Origin of the sequence: Zoogloea sp., from assembly GCF_017302315.1 — a bacterium.
Taxonomy (GTDB): Bacteria; Pseudomonadota; Gammaproteobacteria; order Burkholderiales; family Rhodocyclaceae; genus Zoogloea.
This window is the reverse complement of the sequence record NZ_JAFLDT010000022.1, coordinates 21,485-35,519: the sequence shown is the minus strand read 5'-3', so window position 1 is coordinate 35,519 and position 14,035 is coordinate 21,485. Positions and strand designations below refer to the sequence as shown.

The 14,035-nt window shown below is 67.2% G+C and carries 17 protein-coding genes; 16 read left to right on the top strand and 1 reads right to left on the bottom strand.

Features of this window, described 5'->3' with window-relative positions:
* The first annotated feature begins 65 nt into the window (after positions 1-65).
* From J0L98_RS09085 to J0L98_RS09020, 14 genes are all read left to right on the top strand, one after another.
* Positions 66-452 carry a DUF350 domain-containing protein gene (locus J0L98_RS09085; RefSeq protein WP_296411392.1) on the top strand — a complete coding sequence of 129 codons (387 nt, stop codon included), beginning with the start codon at positions 66-68 and terminating at the stop codon, positions 450-452.
* Positions 449-913, top strand: coding sequence for a hypothetical protein (locus J0L98_RS09080; protein WP_296411391.1), 465 nt, complete (start codon positions 449-451; stop codon positions 911-913). Before J0L98_RS09085 ends, J0L98_RS09080 begins: the two co-directional genes overlap by 4 nt.
* Positions 910-1,926 (top strand): SPFH domain-containing protein, encoded by a 1,017-nt coding sequence (locus J0L98_RS09075; protein ID WP_296411390.1) that lies wholly within the window; start codon positions 910-912, stop codon positions 1,924-1,926. The genes J0L98_RS09080 and J0L98_RS09075 overlap by 4 nt, the downstream gene beginning before the upstream one ends.
* Positions 1,927-1,933: 7 nt before the next feature.
* Complete coding sequence (locus J0L98_RS09070; RefSeq protein WP_296411389.1) at positions 1,934-3,412, top strand: DUF4178 domain-containing protein; 1,479 nt, start codon at positions 1,934-1,936, stop codon at positions 3,410-3,412.
* Between the two features lie 3 nt (positions 3,413-3,415).
* On the top strand, positions 3,416-3,580 hold the full coding sequence (locus J0L98_RS09065) for a hypothetical protein (RefSeq protein ID WP_296411379.1): 165 nt from the start codon (positions 3,416-3,418) through the stop codon (positions 3,578-3,580).
* Positions 3,577-3,966, top strand: coding sequence for an adenosylmethionine decarboxylase (gene speD / locus J0L98_RS09060; RefSeq protein WP_296411378.1), 390 nt, complete (start codon positions 3,577-3,579; stop codon positions 3,964-3,966). The genes J0L98_RS09065 and speD overlap by 4 nt, the downstream gene beginning before the upstream one ends.
* Positions 3,963-4,556 carry a flavin reductase family protein gene (locus J0L98_RS09055; RefSeq protein WP_296411377.1) on the top strand — a complete coding sequence of 198 codons (594 nt, stop codon included), beginning with the start codon at positions 3,963-3,965 and terminating at the stop codon, positions 4,554-4,556. The genes speD and J0L98_RS09055 overlap by 4 nt, the downstream gene beginning before the upstream one ends.
* A gap of 125 nt (positions 4,557-4,681) precedes the next feature.
* On the top strand, positions 4,682-5,260 hold the full coding sequence (locus J0L98_RS09050; protein WP_296411376.1) for a phasin family protein: 579 nt from the start codon (positions 4,682-4,684) through the stop codon (positions 5,258-5,260).
* Between the two features lie 73 nt (positions 5,261-5,333).
* Positions 5,334-6,410: a PHB depolymerase family esterase gene (locus J0L98_RS09045; protein WP_296411373.1), complete on the top strand. Its 1,077-nt coding sequence runs from the start codon at positions 5,334-5,336 to the stop codon at positions 6,408-6,410.
* Between the two features lie 24 nt (positions 6,411-6,434).
* Positions 6,435-7,520, top strand: a complete 1,086-nt coding sequence (locus J0L98_RS09040; protein ID WP_296411372.1) for an ADP-ribosylglycohydrolase family protein — start codon at positions 6,435-6,437, stop codon at positions 7,518-7,520.
* Between the two features lie 264 nt (positions 7,521-7,784).
* Entirely contained in the window at positions 7,785-8,297 is a 513-nt protein-coding gene (locus J0L98_RS09035; RefSeq protein WP_296411371.1) for a hypothetical protein, read from the top strand.
* A 108-nt stretch (positions 8,298-8,405) separates the two neighbouring features.
* A complete protein-coding gene (locus tag J0L98_RS09030; RefSeq protein WP_296411370.1) occupies positions 8,406-8,795 on the top strand; it encodes a hypothetical protein in 390 nt (129 codons plus the stop codon).
* On the top strand, positions 8,795-9,784 hold the full coding sequence (locus tag J0L98_RS09025; RefSeq protein WP_296411369.1) for a 4Fe-4S binding protein: 990 nt from the start codon (positions 8,795-8,797) through the stop codon (positions 9,782-9,784). Before J0L98_RS09030 ends, J0L98_RS09025 begins: the two co-directional genes overlap by 1 nt.
* Positions 9,781-10,272 carry a hypothetical protein gene (locus J0L98_RS09020; protein WP_296411368.1) on the top strand — a complete coding sequence of 164 codons (492 nt, stop codon included), beginning with the start codon at positions 9,781-9,783 and terminating at the stop codon, positions 10,270-10,272. The genes J0L98_RS09025 and J0L98_RS09020 overlap by 4 nt, the downstream gene beginning before the upstream one ends.
* A gap of 67 nt (positions 10,273-10,339) precedes the next feature.
* Here the strand turns inward: J0L98_RS09020 and J0L98_RS09015 are convergent, their stop codons facing one another.
* Positions 10,340-11,824 carry a protein adenylyltransferase SelO gene (locus J0L98_RS09015; RefSeq protein WP_296411367.1) on the bottom strand — a complete coding sequence of 495 codons (1,485 nt, stop codon included), beginning with the start codon at positions 11,822-11,824 and terminating at the stop codon, positions 10,340-10,342.
* Between the two features lie 154 nt (positions 11,825-11,978).
* On the opposite strand from J0L98_RS09015, the gene J0L98_RS09010 reads away from it, so the two are divergent.
* A complete protein-coding gene (locus J0L98_RS09010; RefSeq protein WP_296411366.1) occupies positions 11,979-13,379 on the top strand; it encodes an ATP-binding protein in 1,401 nt (466 codons plus the stop codon).
* On the top strand, positions 13,372-14,007 hold the full coding sequence (locus J0L98_RS09005; RefSeq protein WP_296411364.1) for a response regulator transcription factor: 636 nt from the start codon (positions 13,372-13,374) through the stop codon (positions 14,005-14,007). Before J0L98_RS09010 ends, J0L98_RS09005 begins: the two co-directional genes overlap by 8 nt.
* The last annotated feature ends 28 nt before the right edge of the window (positions 14,008-14,035 follow it).

Sequence of the window (14,035 nt, the reverse complement as noted above, 5' to 3'; positions counted from 1 at the left end):
GAAAGCGCTTGCCGGGCACGGGGAATGCTGGCTAAATAACGGCCCGGTCCCCGAGGATTCCGCTGATGGAGCCGCTCTACAATTACGTCGTGCATCTGCTGTCCGGCCTGTTCATGGTGCTGGTGTTTGCCAACATCTACCTGCGGGTCACGCCCTTGTGCGAATTGTCCCTGATCCGTCAGGGCGTGGTCGCGCCCGCCCTGTCCCTGGGGGGCGCAGTCATCGGCTTCTCCCTCACGGTGGCGTCGAGCATTCTCCACAACGACAGCCTGCAGTTGTTCCTGACCTGGAGCGTGGCAGGGCTGTCGGTGCAGGTGCTTGCCTATGTCCTCCTCGGGCGCCTGGTGCCGCGCCTGCCCGAGCAGCTGGCCGCCAACAACGTGGCCGCCGGCGCCTTCGCCGGGACGGTGGCGCTGGTGGTTGGCATCCTGAATGCGGCCTGCATGTCGTGATTCCGGTCATTGACCCGGACTACGCGCGCAAGGCGCTCGATGCCAAGTCCCGTGCTTTCCGCAATCGCCACCATGCAGGCGCACCATTACTCACCGGCGCGCTGGCCGGGCTGGTGCTTGGCGGCGCATGGTGGGCCATTGATGGCGTGGATCCGACCCCGGCCTACCGGCGCATCATGGCTGGCGCGGTGGGGGGCATGGTGGTGTCCATGTACGTCCATGGCATCCGGCGTTTGCTTAAGCCCCCGGCCCGGGGCGTCTGCCCCGCCTGCGGTCACGATTGGGAACGGCCACGGCTGATTGATGGCATGACGGCCTTTCCGGAACAGTGGGACAAGTGCCCTGGCTGCGGGGCGGTGATGACCACCGAGCTACTGGAAATCGCCATTGCCCGCAGCCTCGGCCTGAGCGGCCTGGCGGTCAGTGAATACCTGGAAAGACAACATCGGGAGCAAGCATGAGCATCGGATCCTTCATCAAGAAACAGTTCATCGACGTCCTCCAGTGGAACGAGGAGGCCGATGGCACCCTGGCCTGGCGCTATCCCATGGAGGATTTCGAGATCCAGTACGGGGCCAGCCTGACCGTGCGCGACTCCCAGATGGCCGTCTTCGTCAACGAGGGCAAGGTGGCCGATGTGTTCGGGCCGGGCATGTACAAGCTGACCACCCAGACCATCCCGGTGCTGACCTACCTGAAGAATTGGGACAAGCTCTTCGAGTCGCCCTTCAAGTCCGACGTCTACTTCTTCAGTACCCGCCTGCAGCTAGGGCGCAAATGGGGCACCCCCCAGCCGGTTACCCTTCGTGACAAGGACTTCGGCATGGTGCGCCTGCGCGCCTTCGGCATGTATTCCTACAAGCTGGCCGACCCGCGCAAGTTCTTCACCGAGATCAGCGGCACCCGTGCCGAATACACCGTGGATGAGCTGGAGCAGCAGCTGCGCAACCTGGTGGTGGCGACCATGAGCGCCACCCTGGGCGGTTCGGATGTGCCCTTCCTCGACATGGCCGCCAACCAGGTCCTGCTGGCCGAGCGCATGCGCGAGGCCATGACGCCCACCTTCGAGCGTTACGGCATGACGCTCGACAACTTCGCCGTCGAGAACATCTCCCTGCCCGAAGAGCTGCAGAAGGCCATCGACACCCGCATCTCCATGGGCATGGTGGGCGACCTGGGCAAGTACACCCAGTACCAGGTGGCCAACTCGGTGCCCCTGGCGGCCCAGAACGAGGGCGGGCTGGCGGGCGTGGGTGCCGGCCTGGCCGCCGGTGTAGGCATGGGGCAGGTGATGATGGACGCCCTGCGCGGCAGCCAGGCCCCCGCGGCGGCCCCGGTCGCTGCCCCGGCAGCCGCTGCGGATGATCCGGAGGCCCGCCTGGGCAAGCTCAAGGCGCTGCTCGACAAGGGGCTGGTGACCCAGGCCGACTACGATTCCGCCAAGGCGGAGATCCTCAAGAAGCTGATCGGATAAATACCGGGTGTTCAAGCTCGCCTGCCCCAGTTGCGGCGCGGAGGTCGTCTTCCGCTCGGCCACCTCGGCCATGGCCGTGTGCGAGTACTGCCGCAGCACCCTGCTGCGGGAGGGCGACGCGGTGCGCGACGCGGGCAAGATGGCGGTGGTGCTGGAGGACTACTCCCCCATCCGCATCACCACCTCGGGCATGTATGCGGGCCAGGCCTTCGGGGTGGTCGGGCGCATCCAGTTGCGTTACGAGGACGGTTTCTGGAACGAGTGGTACATCCTCTTCGACGATGGCAGCGCCGGCTGGCTGTCGGATGCCTCCGGCCAGTACGCGGTAACCCTCGATACCGGGCTGGCCGACGACGCCCCGCCCTTCGGCCAGATCGTGCCGGGCGGGCAGTACACCTGGGACGGTGCCACCTTCACGGCCTCCGACCTGCGCACCGCGCGCTGTACCGCCGGCGAGGGCGAGCTGCCCTTCCAGGTCGGCCCCGGCTGGCAGGCGAAGGTGGCGGATTATCGCCAGGGGGTGCGCTTCCTCACCCTCGATTACTCCGAGGGCACGCGGCCGCGCCGCTATGCGGGCAAAGCGGTGGGCCTGGGGGATCTGCGCTGCCAGCTACTGCGCACGCCGGACGAGATTGCCGGCAGCGCCGGTCGTCTCAAGGGCAAGGCCGCCATCCTGGCCTGCCCGGCCTGTGGTGGCGCCATTGCCTGGCGTCCGGCGGTGGCTGCCCACCTCCATTGCCCGGCCTGCGGCACCGAGAGCGATGCCACCACCGGTACGGCCGAGGTCATGGATGCAGGTCGCCGGGAGGCCAAACTGGTCACCACCCTGTCCCTGGGTGAGGAGGCCAGCATCGACGGCAAGACCTGGACGCTGATCGGCCTGATGAAGTGCCAGGAGGTCGGCGAGGCGGAGGAGTGGATCGAGTACCTGATGTTCAACGAGACGGCCGGTTTCCTGTGGCTGGTGGAGTCCTCAGCCGGTTGGGACAAGGTGCGGGTCCTCGATACCTGGCCGGAGTCCGTCTCTTCCAGTGCCGTGCGTTACGAAGGGGCGGCCTATACCCGCATGCAGGCCTACGCCTCCCGGGTTGTTCAGGTGGCCGGCGCCTTCAACTGGCGGGTCAAGGTGGGCGACAGTGTCTCCATCACCGATTATCGGGGCAGTCGCGGCACCCTCACCAGCGAGCGCAGCCCCTCCGAGCTGGGCTGGTCCCTGGCCCAGCGGGTGCCGGCGGCCACCGTGGATGGCTGGTTCGGCGGCAAGGGGCGCATCACCCCTTCGGTCGCCTCCCTCACCGCCCTGGCCTCCACGAGCATGGCGGCGGACCGGGGCAAGCTGCGCCCCCTGGCCTGGGTCTTCACGGTGCTGGTGCTGCTGATCAACGTACCCATTGCCTTCCGGGGCGGGCTGTATAGCTGGGTGTTGATCCTCATCGCCATCGGCATCCTGTGGCTCCCCGTTTACACCGATGTACTGGACGACTGAGCGATGTCACGGCTGAACTACATTGTTCTCGGTTTGATCGTGGTGGCTGTGGTCACCCTCTTCAACCTGGGGCATGTCAATGACCGGGACGGCAGCCGTAGCTGGAACAGTGGCAGCAGCGGCAGCAGTTCCGGAGGCTGGTCGTCCGGCGGCGGGGGCCACAAGTGAGCGGCGGCGCCCATCTGCCCCGGGGCCTGCACCTGCTGGCCGATTTTCACGGTGTCGATGCCGAGCGCCTGACGGACCCCCTGGCCATCGAGACCCTGCTGCGCGAAGCCGCCCGGGCCGCCGGTGCCACGCCGGTGGGCAGCAATTTCCACCCCTTCGGTCCGGGTCTGGGCGTCACTGGCGTGCTGCTGTTGCAGGAGTCCCACATCAGCATCCACACCTGGCCGGAACACGGCTTTGCGGCGGTGGACGTGTTCATGTGCGGCGGCGCCCGGCCGGAGCGGGCGGTGGATGTGATCGAAGCCGGCCTGTGCCCCACGTCCTTCAGCTGCCGGGACATGCTCCGTGGCCAGCTTCCCCCGTCCATAGTGAGCCCATCGCCATGACACCCATCGCCGTTCCCCTTGCCCAGGCCTATCGTCTGCTCAATCACGGCCCCACCGTGCTGGTCTCGTCGGCTTACGGGGGGCGTCGCAACGTGATGGCGGCGGCGTGGAACATGCCCCTGGATTTCGATCCGCCGAAGGTCGCGGTGGTGGTGGACAAGACCACCCTGACCCGTGAGCTGATCGAGGCTTCCGGCGAGTTCGTGCTGGCTGTGCCGGGCTGCGACCTGGCCGAACGGACTCTTGCCGCCGGGTCCTGCTCGGGGCGGGAGGGGGACAAGTTCGAGGCCCTGGGGCTGGCGGTGCTGCCCGCCAGTCTGGTGGCGGCTCCGCTGCCGGCGGGCTGCATAGGGTGGCTGGAGTGCCGGGTCATCGAGGAGCCCCACATCCAGCGGACCTATGATCTCTTCCTTGGCGAGGTGGTGGCGGCATGGGCCGATCCGGCCATGTATTCCGATGGTCGCTGGCATTTTCCGGAGCAGGGCAAGCGCAGCATCCACTACGTTTCGGGCGGGCAATTCTTCGCCACCGGCGAGGCATTCGAAGTGCCCAGAGAGGGGGAGCGGAAGGGAGATCCGGCAGGGGATTAGGGCCTTGGAAAATATTTTGTGCACCGCACAAGAAAACGCTTGCATTCTTTTTTTGTGCGGTGCAACATAGCGCCATACCGAATCACTTTCGGTGATCGCAACCTAAACCACTCAAGGAGATCATCATGTCCGTTACCCCCGAGCAAATCGTCGCCGCCTCCAAGGCCAATGCTGAAGCCGGTCTGAAGACCGCCACCAGCTTCATCACCACCCTCTTCACCGCTGTCGAGCGTGTTTCCAGCCTGAACCTGGCCACCGCCCGCGGCGCCTTTGACGACAGCGTTGCCTTCTCCAAGGCTGTGCTGGCCGCCAAGGATCCGAAGGCCCTGGCCGCCCTGAACCTGGGCGCCGTGACCCCGGCCGTCGAGAAGTCCGTGGCCTACGGCCGCAGCCTGTCCGAGATCGGTGGCGACACCCAGGAAGAGCTGACCAAGCTGGTCGAAGCCGAAGCCGCTGCCTTGTCCAAGAACGTGGATAGCGCCCTCGAGAACCTCTTCAAGAACGCTCCCGCTGGCTCCGAGCCCGCCATCAAGGCCGTGAAGACCGCTCTGGCCAATGCCAGCACCGCCTACGAAGGTGCCCAGAAGGCCGCCAAGCAAGTCGCCGCTGCCGCCCAGGCCAGCGTCGAGAAGGCCACCCTGGTTGCCGTCGAGAACGTCGAAAAGGGCACCAAGGCCGCTGCCAGCGCCCTCAAGGTTGCCTGATGTTTCAATCAATCCTTCGGGATTGAGGTAAAAAGGCCCTTCGGGGCCTTTTTGCTTTTCTGAGGAGTCACGCATGGCCCGTCGCAAGTCACCCCTCGTCTCCGCCCTCTTCAAGCTGACCCGGGCCGGTGTGCGCCAATCGACCAAGATCGGCAAGGCCGCCACCCGTCAGGGCATCGCCGCCGGCGGGCGCCTGGCCAGCTCGGCTCGCCATGTGATGTCGGGCATTGCAACCCCCGCCGATGCGCCGGCCGCGGTAACCGGGGGGCGCTGGCATGAAGGGCGCTGGGGGCTTGGCCCGTTGGCCATGCGTCGCTATCGGCTGTTCATTCCCACCGGGGCGAGCACCCGCCGCCCGATTCCACTGCTCCTGCTGCTGCACGGCTGCGCCCAGGATACGGCGGCCTTTGCCGCGTCCACCCGCTGCGCCGCGGTGGCCCGGGAGCGGGGCTTTGCCGTGCTGATGCCTGAGCAGGCCCAGGAGGCCAATCCCCAGCGCTGCTGGAACTGGTTCGGCAGTGATGCCCGGGTGGGGATGGAGACCCGCATCCTGATGGCCATCGTCGATCATGCGGTCAGTGCCCACCCGCGCATCGGGGGGCCGTTGTTCGCGATTGGTCTGTCGGCCGGGGGCTCGATGGCGCTGACCCTCGGCCTTGAGCATCCGGAGCGTTTCGTTGCTGTGGGCAGTCACTCGGGGGCGGCGCCCCACAGCGCGGTCACCCCTTTGCAGGCGGGGCAGACCATGCGCGGCCGGCGCTCCCCCGACGCCGAGCCCATCGCCCGGGCCTTGAACGGGCGCGCCGCCCCACCGCTACTTCTGATCCATGGGGATTTCGACCCCGTGGTGTCCTTTGCCAACGCCGAGACCTCGGCCGGCTTGTGGGCCGACCTGTTGCCCGAGGGCACGAAGATGAGCGTCGCCAGCGGCGAGATCCGCCGCGGCAGCCGGCGTCGCATTACCCGCCAGGACTGGAAGGTGGGGCGTCAGACCTATGTGCGCCTGCTGCGCGTGCATGGGATGGGGCATGCCTGGAGCGGCGGGGCGGCCGGGCAGGCCTTCTCCGATCCCGATGGCCCCGATGCCCTGCGTCTGGCCTGGCAGTTCTTCGCTGCGGTGATGGAACGGGCGGCGGACAAAACCGTCTGACAGCTTTGGACTGTGGAGCCTGCCATGCCGACCCAATCCCTGCAGGATCGAGCCGCCGGTGCCCTGATGGGCGCCTTCATCGGCGATGCCCTGGCCCTCGGCCCCCACTGGTATTACGACCTGGATGAACTCCGGGCCGACTACGGTGACTGGATCTCCGGTTACACCGACCCGCGCCCCGGGCGCTATCACGCCGGGTTGAAGGCGGGCCAGGCTTCCCAGGCCGGTGTCCTGCTGGCCCTGACCCTGGATTCCCTGGTGGCCGCGGGAGGCTACGACGAGGCGGACTTCTGCCGCCGGATCGACGAGGACTTCTTTCCCTTGATCGATGGCACGCCGATGGCCGGGCCTGGTGGCTACACCAGCCAGTCGATCCGCGAGGCCTGGCGCCGCCGGGTGGGCGAAGGTCTGCCCTGGGGTCAGTGTGGTGGCAACGCGGACACCACCGAGGCGGCCGAGCGGGGGCTGGCCATTGCCGTGCGCTACGCCCTGCGCCCGGCCGAGCTGGCCGCTGCCCTGACCCGCAATACCCTGCTCACGCAGACCGACGGCACCGTGGTAGCCATGACCGTGGCCTTTGGCGCCGTGCTGGGCATGCTGGTGGAGGGGCATGCCCTGGATGCCAGCCTGTCAGGCAAGCTGATGGCGCGGGTCAAGACCGGAGAGCTGCCCTTCCATACGGTCACCCGTGGCCGTCTGGGGGCGCCACGTCCGGGTGAGCCCGAGACCGCCGTGGCGGGGCGCTTTCCTTCGCCGGATGCCTTGCTGGGGCCGTCGGCGATGGCCAGCGCGGCCCACGATCCGGACATCCGCATCGAGCCGGCCTGGAAGGTGTCACTGGTCTATGGCATGCCCTGTGCGGTGTACCACCAGTTTCCCGCTGCCTATTATCTGGCTGCGCGCTTCCGCGATGATTTTGAGTCGGCGGTGCTGCACGCGGTCAATGGCGGAGGACAGAATCAGGCACGGGCGATGCTCACCGGCGCCCTGGCGGGGGCGCAGGTTGGTCTGGCGGGTATTCCCCGCCGATTCATCGATGGTCTGGAGCGGGGCGAGCAGTGTGTGGCCCAGGCACGCCGGCTGGCCGTCCAGCTCGCCGCGGAGCATTGAGGGCTGAATAGATCAAACTGCACGGCCCGATCTGCTCACCCGAATCCATGTTTGGCTGCGCTTTCCGGCGCGGGCTGGAATTGCTTGCGTCGAGTTCCCGACATGTCCTGAGCCGCTTTCAGTCCTGGCCGCGACCGGCCGAACCGGGACGCATCCCGCCCCTTGGGGGCACCAATCGCCCGCCACATTCCCATGTCGTTACAATGACCGTCACCGGAAGGATGGGCAGTACCCAGGAGAGCCGGCTTGCATGAAGGAGGAAGCATGGGTGTGATATTTGCCAAGACCCGCAAAGGGCATGAAGAGATCGAGACCCGCTCCGGCGGTTTGAGCCCCCGGGTGCGCCGGGTACTGATCTTTGTGGATGGAAAGCGCAGCGTGGAGGATCTGCGGGGCATGTTGCAGTACGACGACCTGCAGCACACCCTGGGCATGCTCGAAGAAGACGGTTTCATCGAAATGATCGGTCCGGCAGGCGGTGCGACGGCGAGCATCCCGGTGGCACCCGTTTCCCAGCCATCCCTCACCGCTTTCCGCCTGCATCCTCCGGGAGACGATCCGGTGCGCCTGCAGCAAGCTCGCAATTTCATGCTCAATACCCTCAATGCCTTCGTCGGTGCCCTAGGAACCAGTTCCCTGCAGGACCGGGTCGAGGCGGCACGCAGTCCGGCGGAATTGCGTGCCTTGTTTGACGAGTGGTATCACGCCATCGTGTCGTCCCGGGATGGCCGCCGTGAGGCGGAACAGCTACGAGGCAAGCTGCTTGAGGTGATCTGAGGGGCCGCGAACAGGTCTCCCTCCCCTGCGGGCCGGTTTCGTCACCGGGGCGGGGCTTATCCCGGGTCAAGTCTTGTTCCGGATTCCCGGGCTAAGCTGGGGCTGCCCATGGAAGACCTGACAACCGATCCCGAGATACCCGGCCGCGAGATTGCAGTGGCCGCCGAGGCCTTGTACCTGGCCAACCTGATGCTCATCCCCGGCCTGGGCTTCGTTGCCCTGCTGGTGCTGTGGTGGCAGCAGCGCCGCAAGGCGCCTGCGCTCGCCCGCGGGCATCTGCGCCAGACGCTGGCGGCGAGCGTGTGGGCAGGCGTGCTGCTGATCCTGGCGAACGGCCTGATCCTCCTCGCCGGGGGCTACGGGGCGGCCTCTACCTGGGTCGTGGTGATCCTGTACTTCACCGTCTGCCATTCGACCCTGATCTTCTGCGGGGCCATCGGGTTGGCCCGGGCCCTGGCCGGCAAGCCTTTCCGCTTTCCCCTCATCGGGCCGCGCTGATGGGCTCCGCACGGGTCATTCCCATCCTGACGGTGGCCGCTTCGGGGCGACCGCCGCGTCAGGCTTTGCGGCGCTGGGCCCAGGCCGGGTTTTTCGTGCTCTTTGTACTGGCGCCGGTGTTCAACCTGCTGCGTTTTGATCTGGTCGCCGGGCATGCCTGGCTGCTGGGTGTCGAGTGGCATGCGGGCCTGGAGGATTTTTCCCGCGGGGGCATCGACGCACCCGGGGTGGTGCTGCGGGTGATCGGCCGGGTTCTGCTGCCCATCCTCGGCGTGGGGGCGCTGCTGATCTGGGTGGGCTGGCGCTGGGGGCGGCTGTACTGTGGCTGGCTGTGCCCGCATTTCTCGGTGGTTGAAACCATCAATGCCTGCATGCGCCGCGCCACCGGCCGGCCCAGCCTGTGGGAGTCGCGGCCGCTGCCGCCGCGGGAGCCGGATGGAACGCCGGTGCACTATGGCCGGGCATGGTGGCTGGTGACGGTGCCCCTGGCCGTGGGCTTTGCCTTTGTCTGGGCCGTGGTCCTGCTGACCTACCTGTTGCCGCCCTTCCAGGTCTATGGCCATCTGCTGGCCGGTTCGCCGACACGCAACGAGTTTATCTTCATCGCGGCGGGCACCCTGGTGCTGTCGGCGGAGTTCCTGTTCGCGCGTCACCTGTTCTGCCGCTACGCCTGTGCCGTCGGCCTGTTCCAGAGTCTGGCCTGGATGGGCAACCGTGCCGCGATGGTGGTGGGTTTCACCCGGGACAGGGCAGCGGACTGCGCAAGCTGCTACAGCGCCTGCGACCACGTCTGCCCGATGCGCCTAAAGCCGCGCAACATCAAGCGTGCCATGTTCACCTGCACCCAGTGTGCCCAATGCGTCAGTGCCTGCGAAACCACGCAGCGGGACAATCCGCAAGGGCCGCTGTTGCGATGGGTGAGTGATGCGGCAGCCCGTGACAACGAGGCGGCCTTCCAGGCACCAAAACAGGAAAGGAAGATGTCGTGAGCGGTTTCAATGATTTTGCCATCGCCCGTGCCCTGCACGTTCTTGCCGTTCTGCTCTGGATCGGCGGGGTGGCTTTCGTCACCTGGGTGCTGCTGCCGGCCTGTCGTGCGCTGGCCGAGCCCCAGGCCCAGCTTGACCTGTTCGAACGTCTGGAGCAGCGCTTTGCCGCGATTGCCCGGTGGAGCGTGCTGCTCGCCGGGGCGTCGGGCCTGTGGCTGACCTGGCGCCTGGATGCCTGGACGCGGTTTGCCGACCCGCTTTCCTGGTGGTGGATGCATGGCATGGTGGCGGTGTGGACGATATTCGCGCTGATGTTGTTCGTCCTGGAGCCCTTCGTGCTGCATCGCGTTTTCGAAGCGCGGGCGCGGCGCGATCCATTGGGGGCCATGGCGACCATCCAGCGCCTCCACACGGTCTTGCTGGGCGTGAGCCTGGTGGTGCTGGTCGGTGCCGTGGCGGGTAGCCACGGTGGGGTGTTCTTCGGCTAGCGGCAAGTCAGCTAGCCGGGCACCGTCCCGAGTGCCCGCCACGAACGCCCATCCCGCAGCCTGGAAATCAGCTTGAGCAGCTCACTGCGAGTCCTTCAGCCCAGTCGGGAGGGGCGGCGGCGAAGCGTTCGTACTCGGGTTGTTCGTCGAAGGGATGGCACAGGCAGTCGTGGACGGCCGTGACTTCGCTGTAGTCGCCCGCGCGGGCCGCCCGGATCGCGGACTCGGCGATCCAGTTGCGCAGCACGTACTTCGGATTGACGGCCTGCATGGCGGCCTGGCGCTCGGCGTCTCTTCGGCCTTCCGCGCCCAGGCGGGCACGCCATAGCACGATCCACGCGTCGGCGGCGGCGCGGTCGATGAAGAGATCGCGCACCGGCGCGTCGGTGGCGCCGGGGCCGGCTGCGTCTGCCCGTCCCGGCAGGCGCCCGAGCTGGCGGAAGAACTGGGTGTAGTCCGGGTGGTTCTGCTGCAGGACGCCGAAGGTCTCGCCGATGAAGTCCTCATCGCCGGGGAGCGCCTGGGCAAGGCCGAGCTTGGCACGCATCAGGTCCATGAAGTGTCGCTCGAAGGCCGGGGCGTAGCTTTCCTCGATGGCGGCCTGGACGGCAGCCTGATCGCCGATCAGCGGGGCCAGGGCGCGGCCCAGGGCATAGAGGTTCCAGTGGCCGATCTGAGGTTGCGACTTGTAGCTGTAGCGACCGTCATCATCGGAGTGGTTGCAGATGTGGCCGGCGTCGAAGGCGTCCATGAAACCGAAGGGGCCGTAGTCGAGGGTCAGGCCGAGGATGGACATGTTGTCGGTGTTCATCACCCCGTGCATGAAGCCGACCGCCTGCCAGTGGGCGATCAGCTCGCCGGTGCGGCGGCCCACATCGCGCAGCAGGGCATCGTAGGGATTCGCCGCGTCCCGGCATTCGGGGCGGAAGCGTTCGATCACGTGATCGGCGAGCTGGCGCAGTTCGTCCATCTGGCGCAGCACCCGCCAGTGCTCGAAGGAGCCGAAGCGGATGAAGCTGGGCGCGAGGCGGGTGACGACGGCGGCAGTTTCGATGGTCTCGCGGCGCACCGGGGCGCTCGACCCGACCACGCACAAGGCGCGGGTGGTGGGAATGCCGAGGCCGGCCATGGCCTCTGAACACAGGTATTCGCGGATGCTCGAACGCAGCACGGCGCGGCCGTCAGCGAAGCGCGAGTAGGGCGTCTGCCCTGCGCCCTTGAGCTGGATTTCCCAGCCGCCGGCCGGGCCTGCCACTTCACCCAGCAGGTGGGCGCGGCCGTCACCGAGCTGCCCGGCCCAAACGCCGAACTGGTGGCCGGAATAGACCGCGGCGAGGGGGTCGCTGCCCGGTAAGGGGCGGTTGCCGGCAAAGAATTGGGGGAACTCGGGGCGGCTCAGTTCGGCCGGATCAAGCCCGATCAGCCCGGCGACTTCCGTGCTGGCCGCCACCAGGTAGGGGCGGGGCAGGGGCTCGGGGTGGAGGCGGGTGTAGAAATGGGGGGGCAGGCGCGCGAAGGCGTTGTCGAAGGGCAGGGTTTCGAGGGTGTGCATGGTGGTCTGGTCGTGGGGCTGGCGTTGTTGGGGTCGGGCAATTTGCCTGTCGGGGATCGGCTAAGCTGCGGACCGGGGCGCGGGAGGCGCCATCCGTAAATCCGACTAATTCAGTATGGTATGGCTCCACGGGCTCCGGGGGAAGCGGGGAAGCATGAATGAGCACACGATGAAGGTGCCCGAGACCACTTCGGCGGCAGTGGACCTCAAGCGCCACCTCTTGTTGCGGGTGAGCCTGTTTGCCCTGGTCATTGGTCTGGCTGCGGGAGCCATCGTCCTGCAGCAGGCGGTGGCGCGCATCGGCACGCATATTCAGCGCACCGGCAATACGGTCGAGCGGTTGATTGCTGGCGAGGCGGACCAGACCCGGGATGCCTTCCGGCGCAGCCTGGAGGGTATGGAGCTGAAGTCCCTTGACGGCATCGGGCCCTTGCTGGGCATCTGCGTGGCGGTGGAGGACATCTACAAGCGCGCGGTGGTGCAGCGCTGCTTTCATGACGGGGGCGCAGCACCGGGCGTGGTTCGCTGGTTGCTGGCCTTGCTGATCGGGCCCGATCTTCACTATCGGGGTGTGATCGGCCAGTATCCGGGTGTCAAGGTGGGGGAGTTTGTCGTCACGCCCGATCTGGACAGCGAGAGTGTGGCGGTATGGAACCAGATCCGCACGGTGCTCGGCATGACGCTGGGCATCCTGCTGCTCAACCTGCTGATCTACCGGCCCGTGCGCCGCGCCCTGCGGCCGACCGATCAGATACTGGCGGTGCTGGCGCGGATGGAGGCGGGGGAGCTGTCGGCGCGCATGCCGCGCCCCCGTCTGATCGAATTGCGCCGCATTGCCGCCGGCTTCGATCATCTCGCCGAGCAATTGCAGAAGACCCTGGCATCCCAGCGCCACCTCGCCCTGCGCTTGCTGGCCGTGCGCGAGGAAGAGCGCCGGCGTCTGGCGCGGGAACTGCACGACGAGTTTGGCCAATGTCTGGCCTCCATCGGTGCCGAAGCGGCATTCATCGGCGGCCGGGCGGAGGCACGCGATCCGGACTTGCTGCCGGCAGCCCGGGCGATCGCGGCGGTGACCGCCCACATGATGGAGAGCCTGCAGGGCATCCTCCTGCAACTGCGCCCGGTGGGACTGGAAGAGTTCGGCCTGAGCGCGGCCCTCGAGGCCCTGGTGGGGGGCTGGCGGCGTCGGCAGGCCGATTGCGTGTTCGAGCTGAAAGTGGATGGGGAGATTGATGCCTTGCCCGACGCGCTGCGCACCAGTCTGTACCGGATCGTCCAGGAAAGCCTGACCAACGCCCTGCGCCATGGGGATCCCGGACGGGTGAAGGTGGACGTGCGGCGCGATGGGGCGGGCTGTCGTCTGCGGGTGGACGACGACGGCGCCGGTCGCGAGGGGCCGACGGCGGGCAGCGGCCTGGGCGTTCTCGGCATGCATGAGCGGGTCGAGGCCCTGGGAGGGCGCTTTGCCCTGACTCCGCTGACGCCCCGCGGGATGCGGGTGGAGGCGGACTTTCCGGCAGAGGCGGTGCGTACTGTGGAGATGACCCATGACTGAGGCCACACGCCTGGTGCTGGTGGATGATCATGCCATCGTGCGGGAAGGTTACCGGCGCCTGCTCGAGTCCCGTGCGGACCTTCTCATCGTCGGGGAGGCTGCCACCGCTCGCGATGCCCTTGAGCTGTTCAAGACCCTGGTGCCCGATGTGCTGGTGCTCGACCTGGGATTGCCGGACATGGGGGGTGTCGAGCTGATCCGGCGCCTGCTGCAGCGTGACCCGGCCGCGCGCATCCTGGTGTTCACCATGCACCGCGAGCCGCTCTTCGCCACCCAGGCCCTGCGTGCCGGCGCCCTGGGCTATGTGACCAAGAGCAGCCCGCCGGAGGTGCTGGTGAATGCGGTCTACCAGGTTGCGGCGAGGCGCCAGGTGATCAGCCCGGACATCGCACCTGAACTCGCCCTGGCGCTCATCGACCGACCTCGGGAGCGCCTTGCCGAACTGGCCCCGCGGGAGTTCGAGATCCTGCGCCTGCTGCTGGATGGCTGCAGCGCCGACGAGATCGGCGTGCGCCTGTCCATCTCTGCCAAGACCGTGCAGAACTGCCACTACCAGATCAAGAGCAAGCTGGGTGTGCGCAGCGACATCGAGCTGACCCGTCTGGCCCTGCGCATGGGTCTGATCTGAGGGTAAGCGCGGGGCGCTGCGTAGCCTG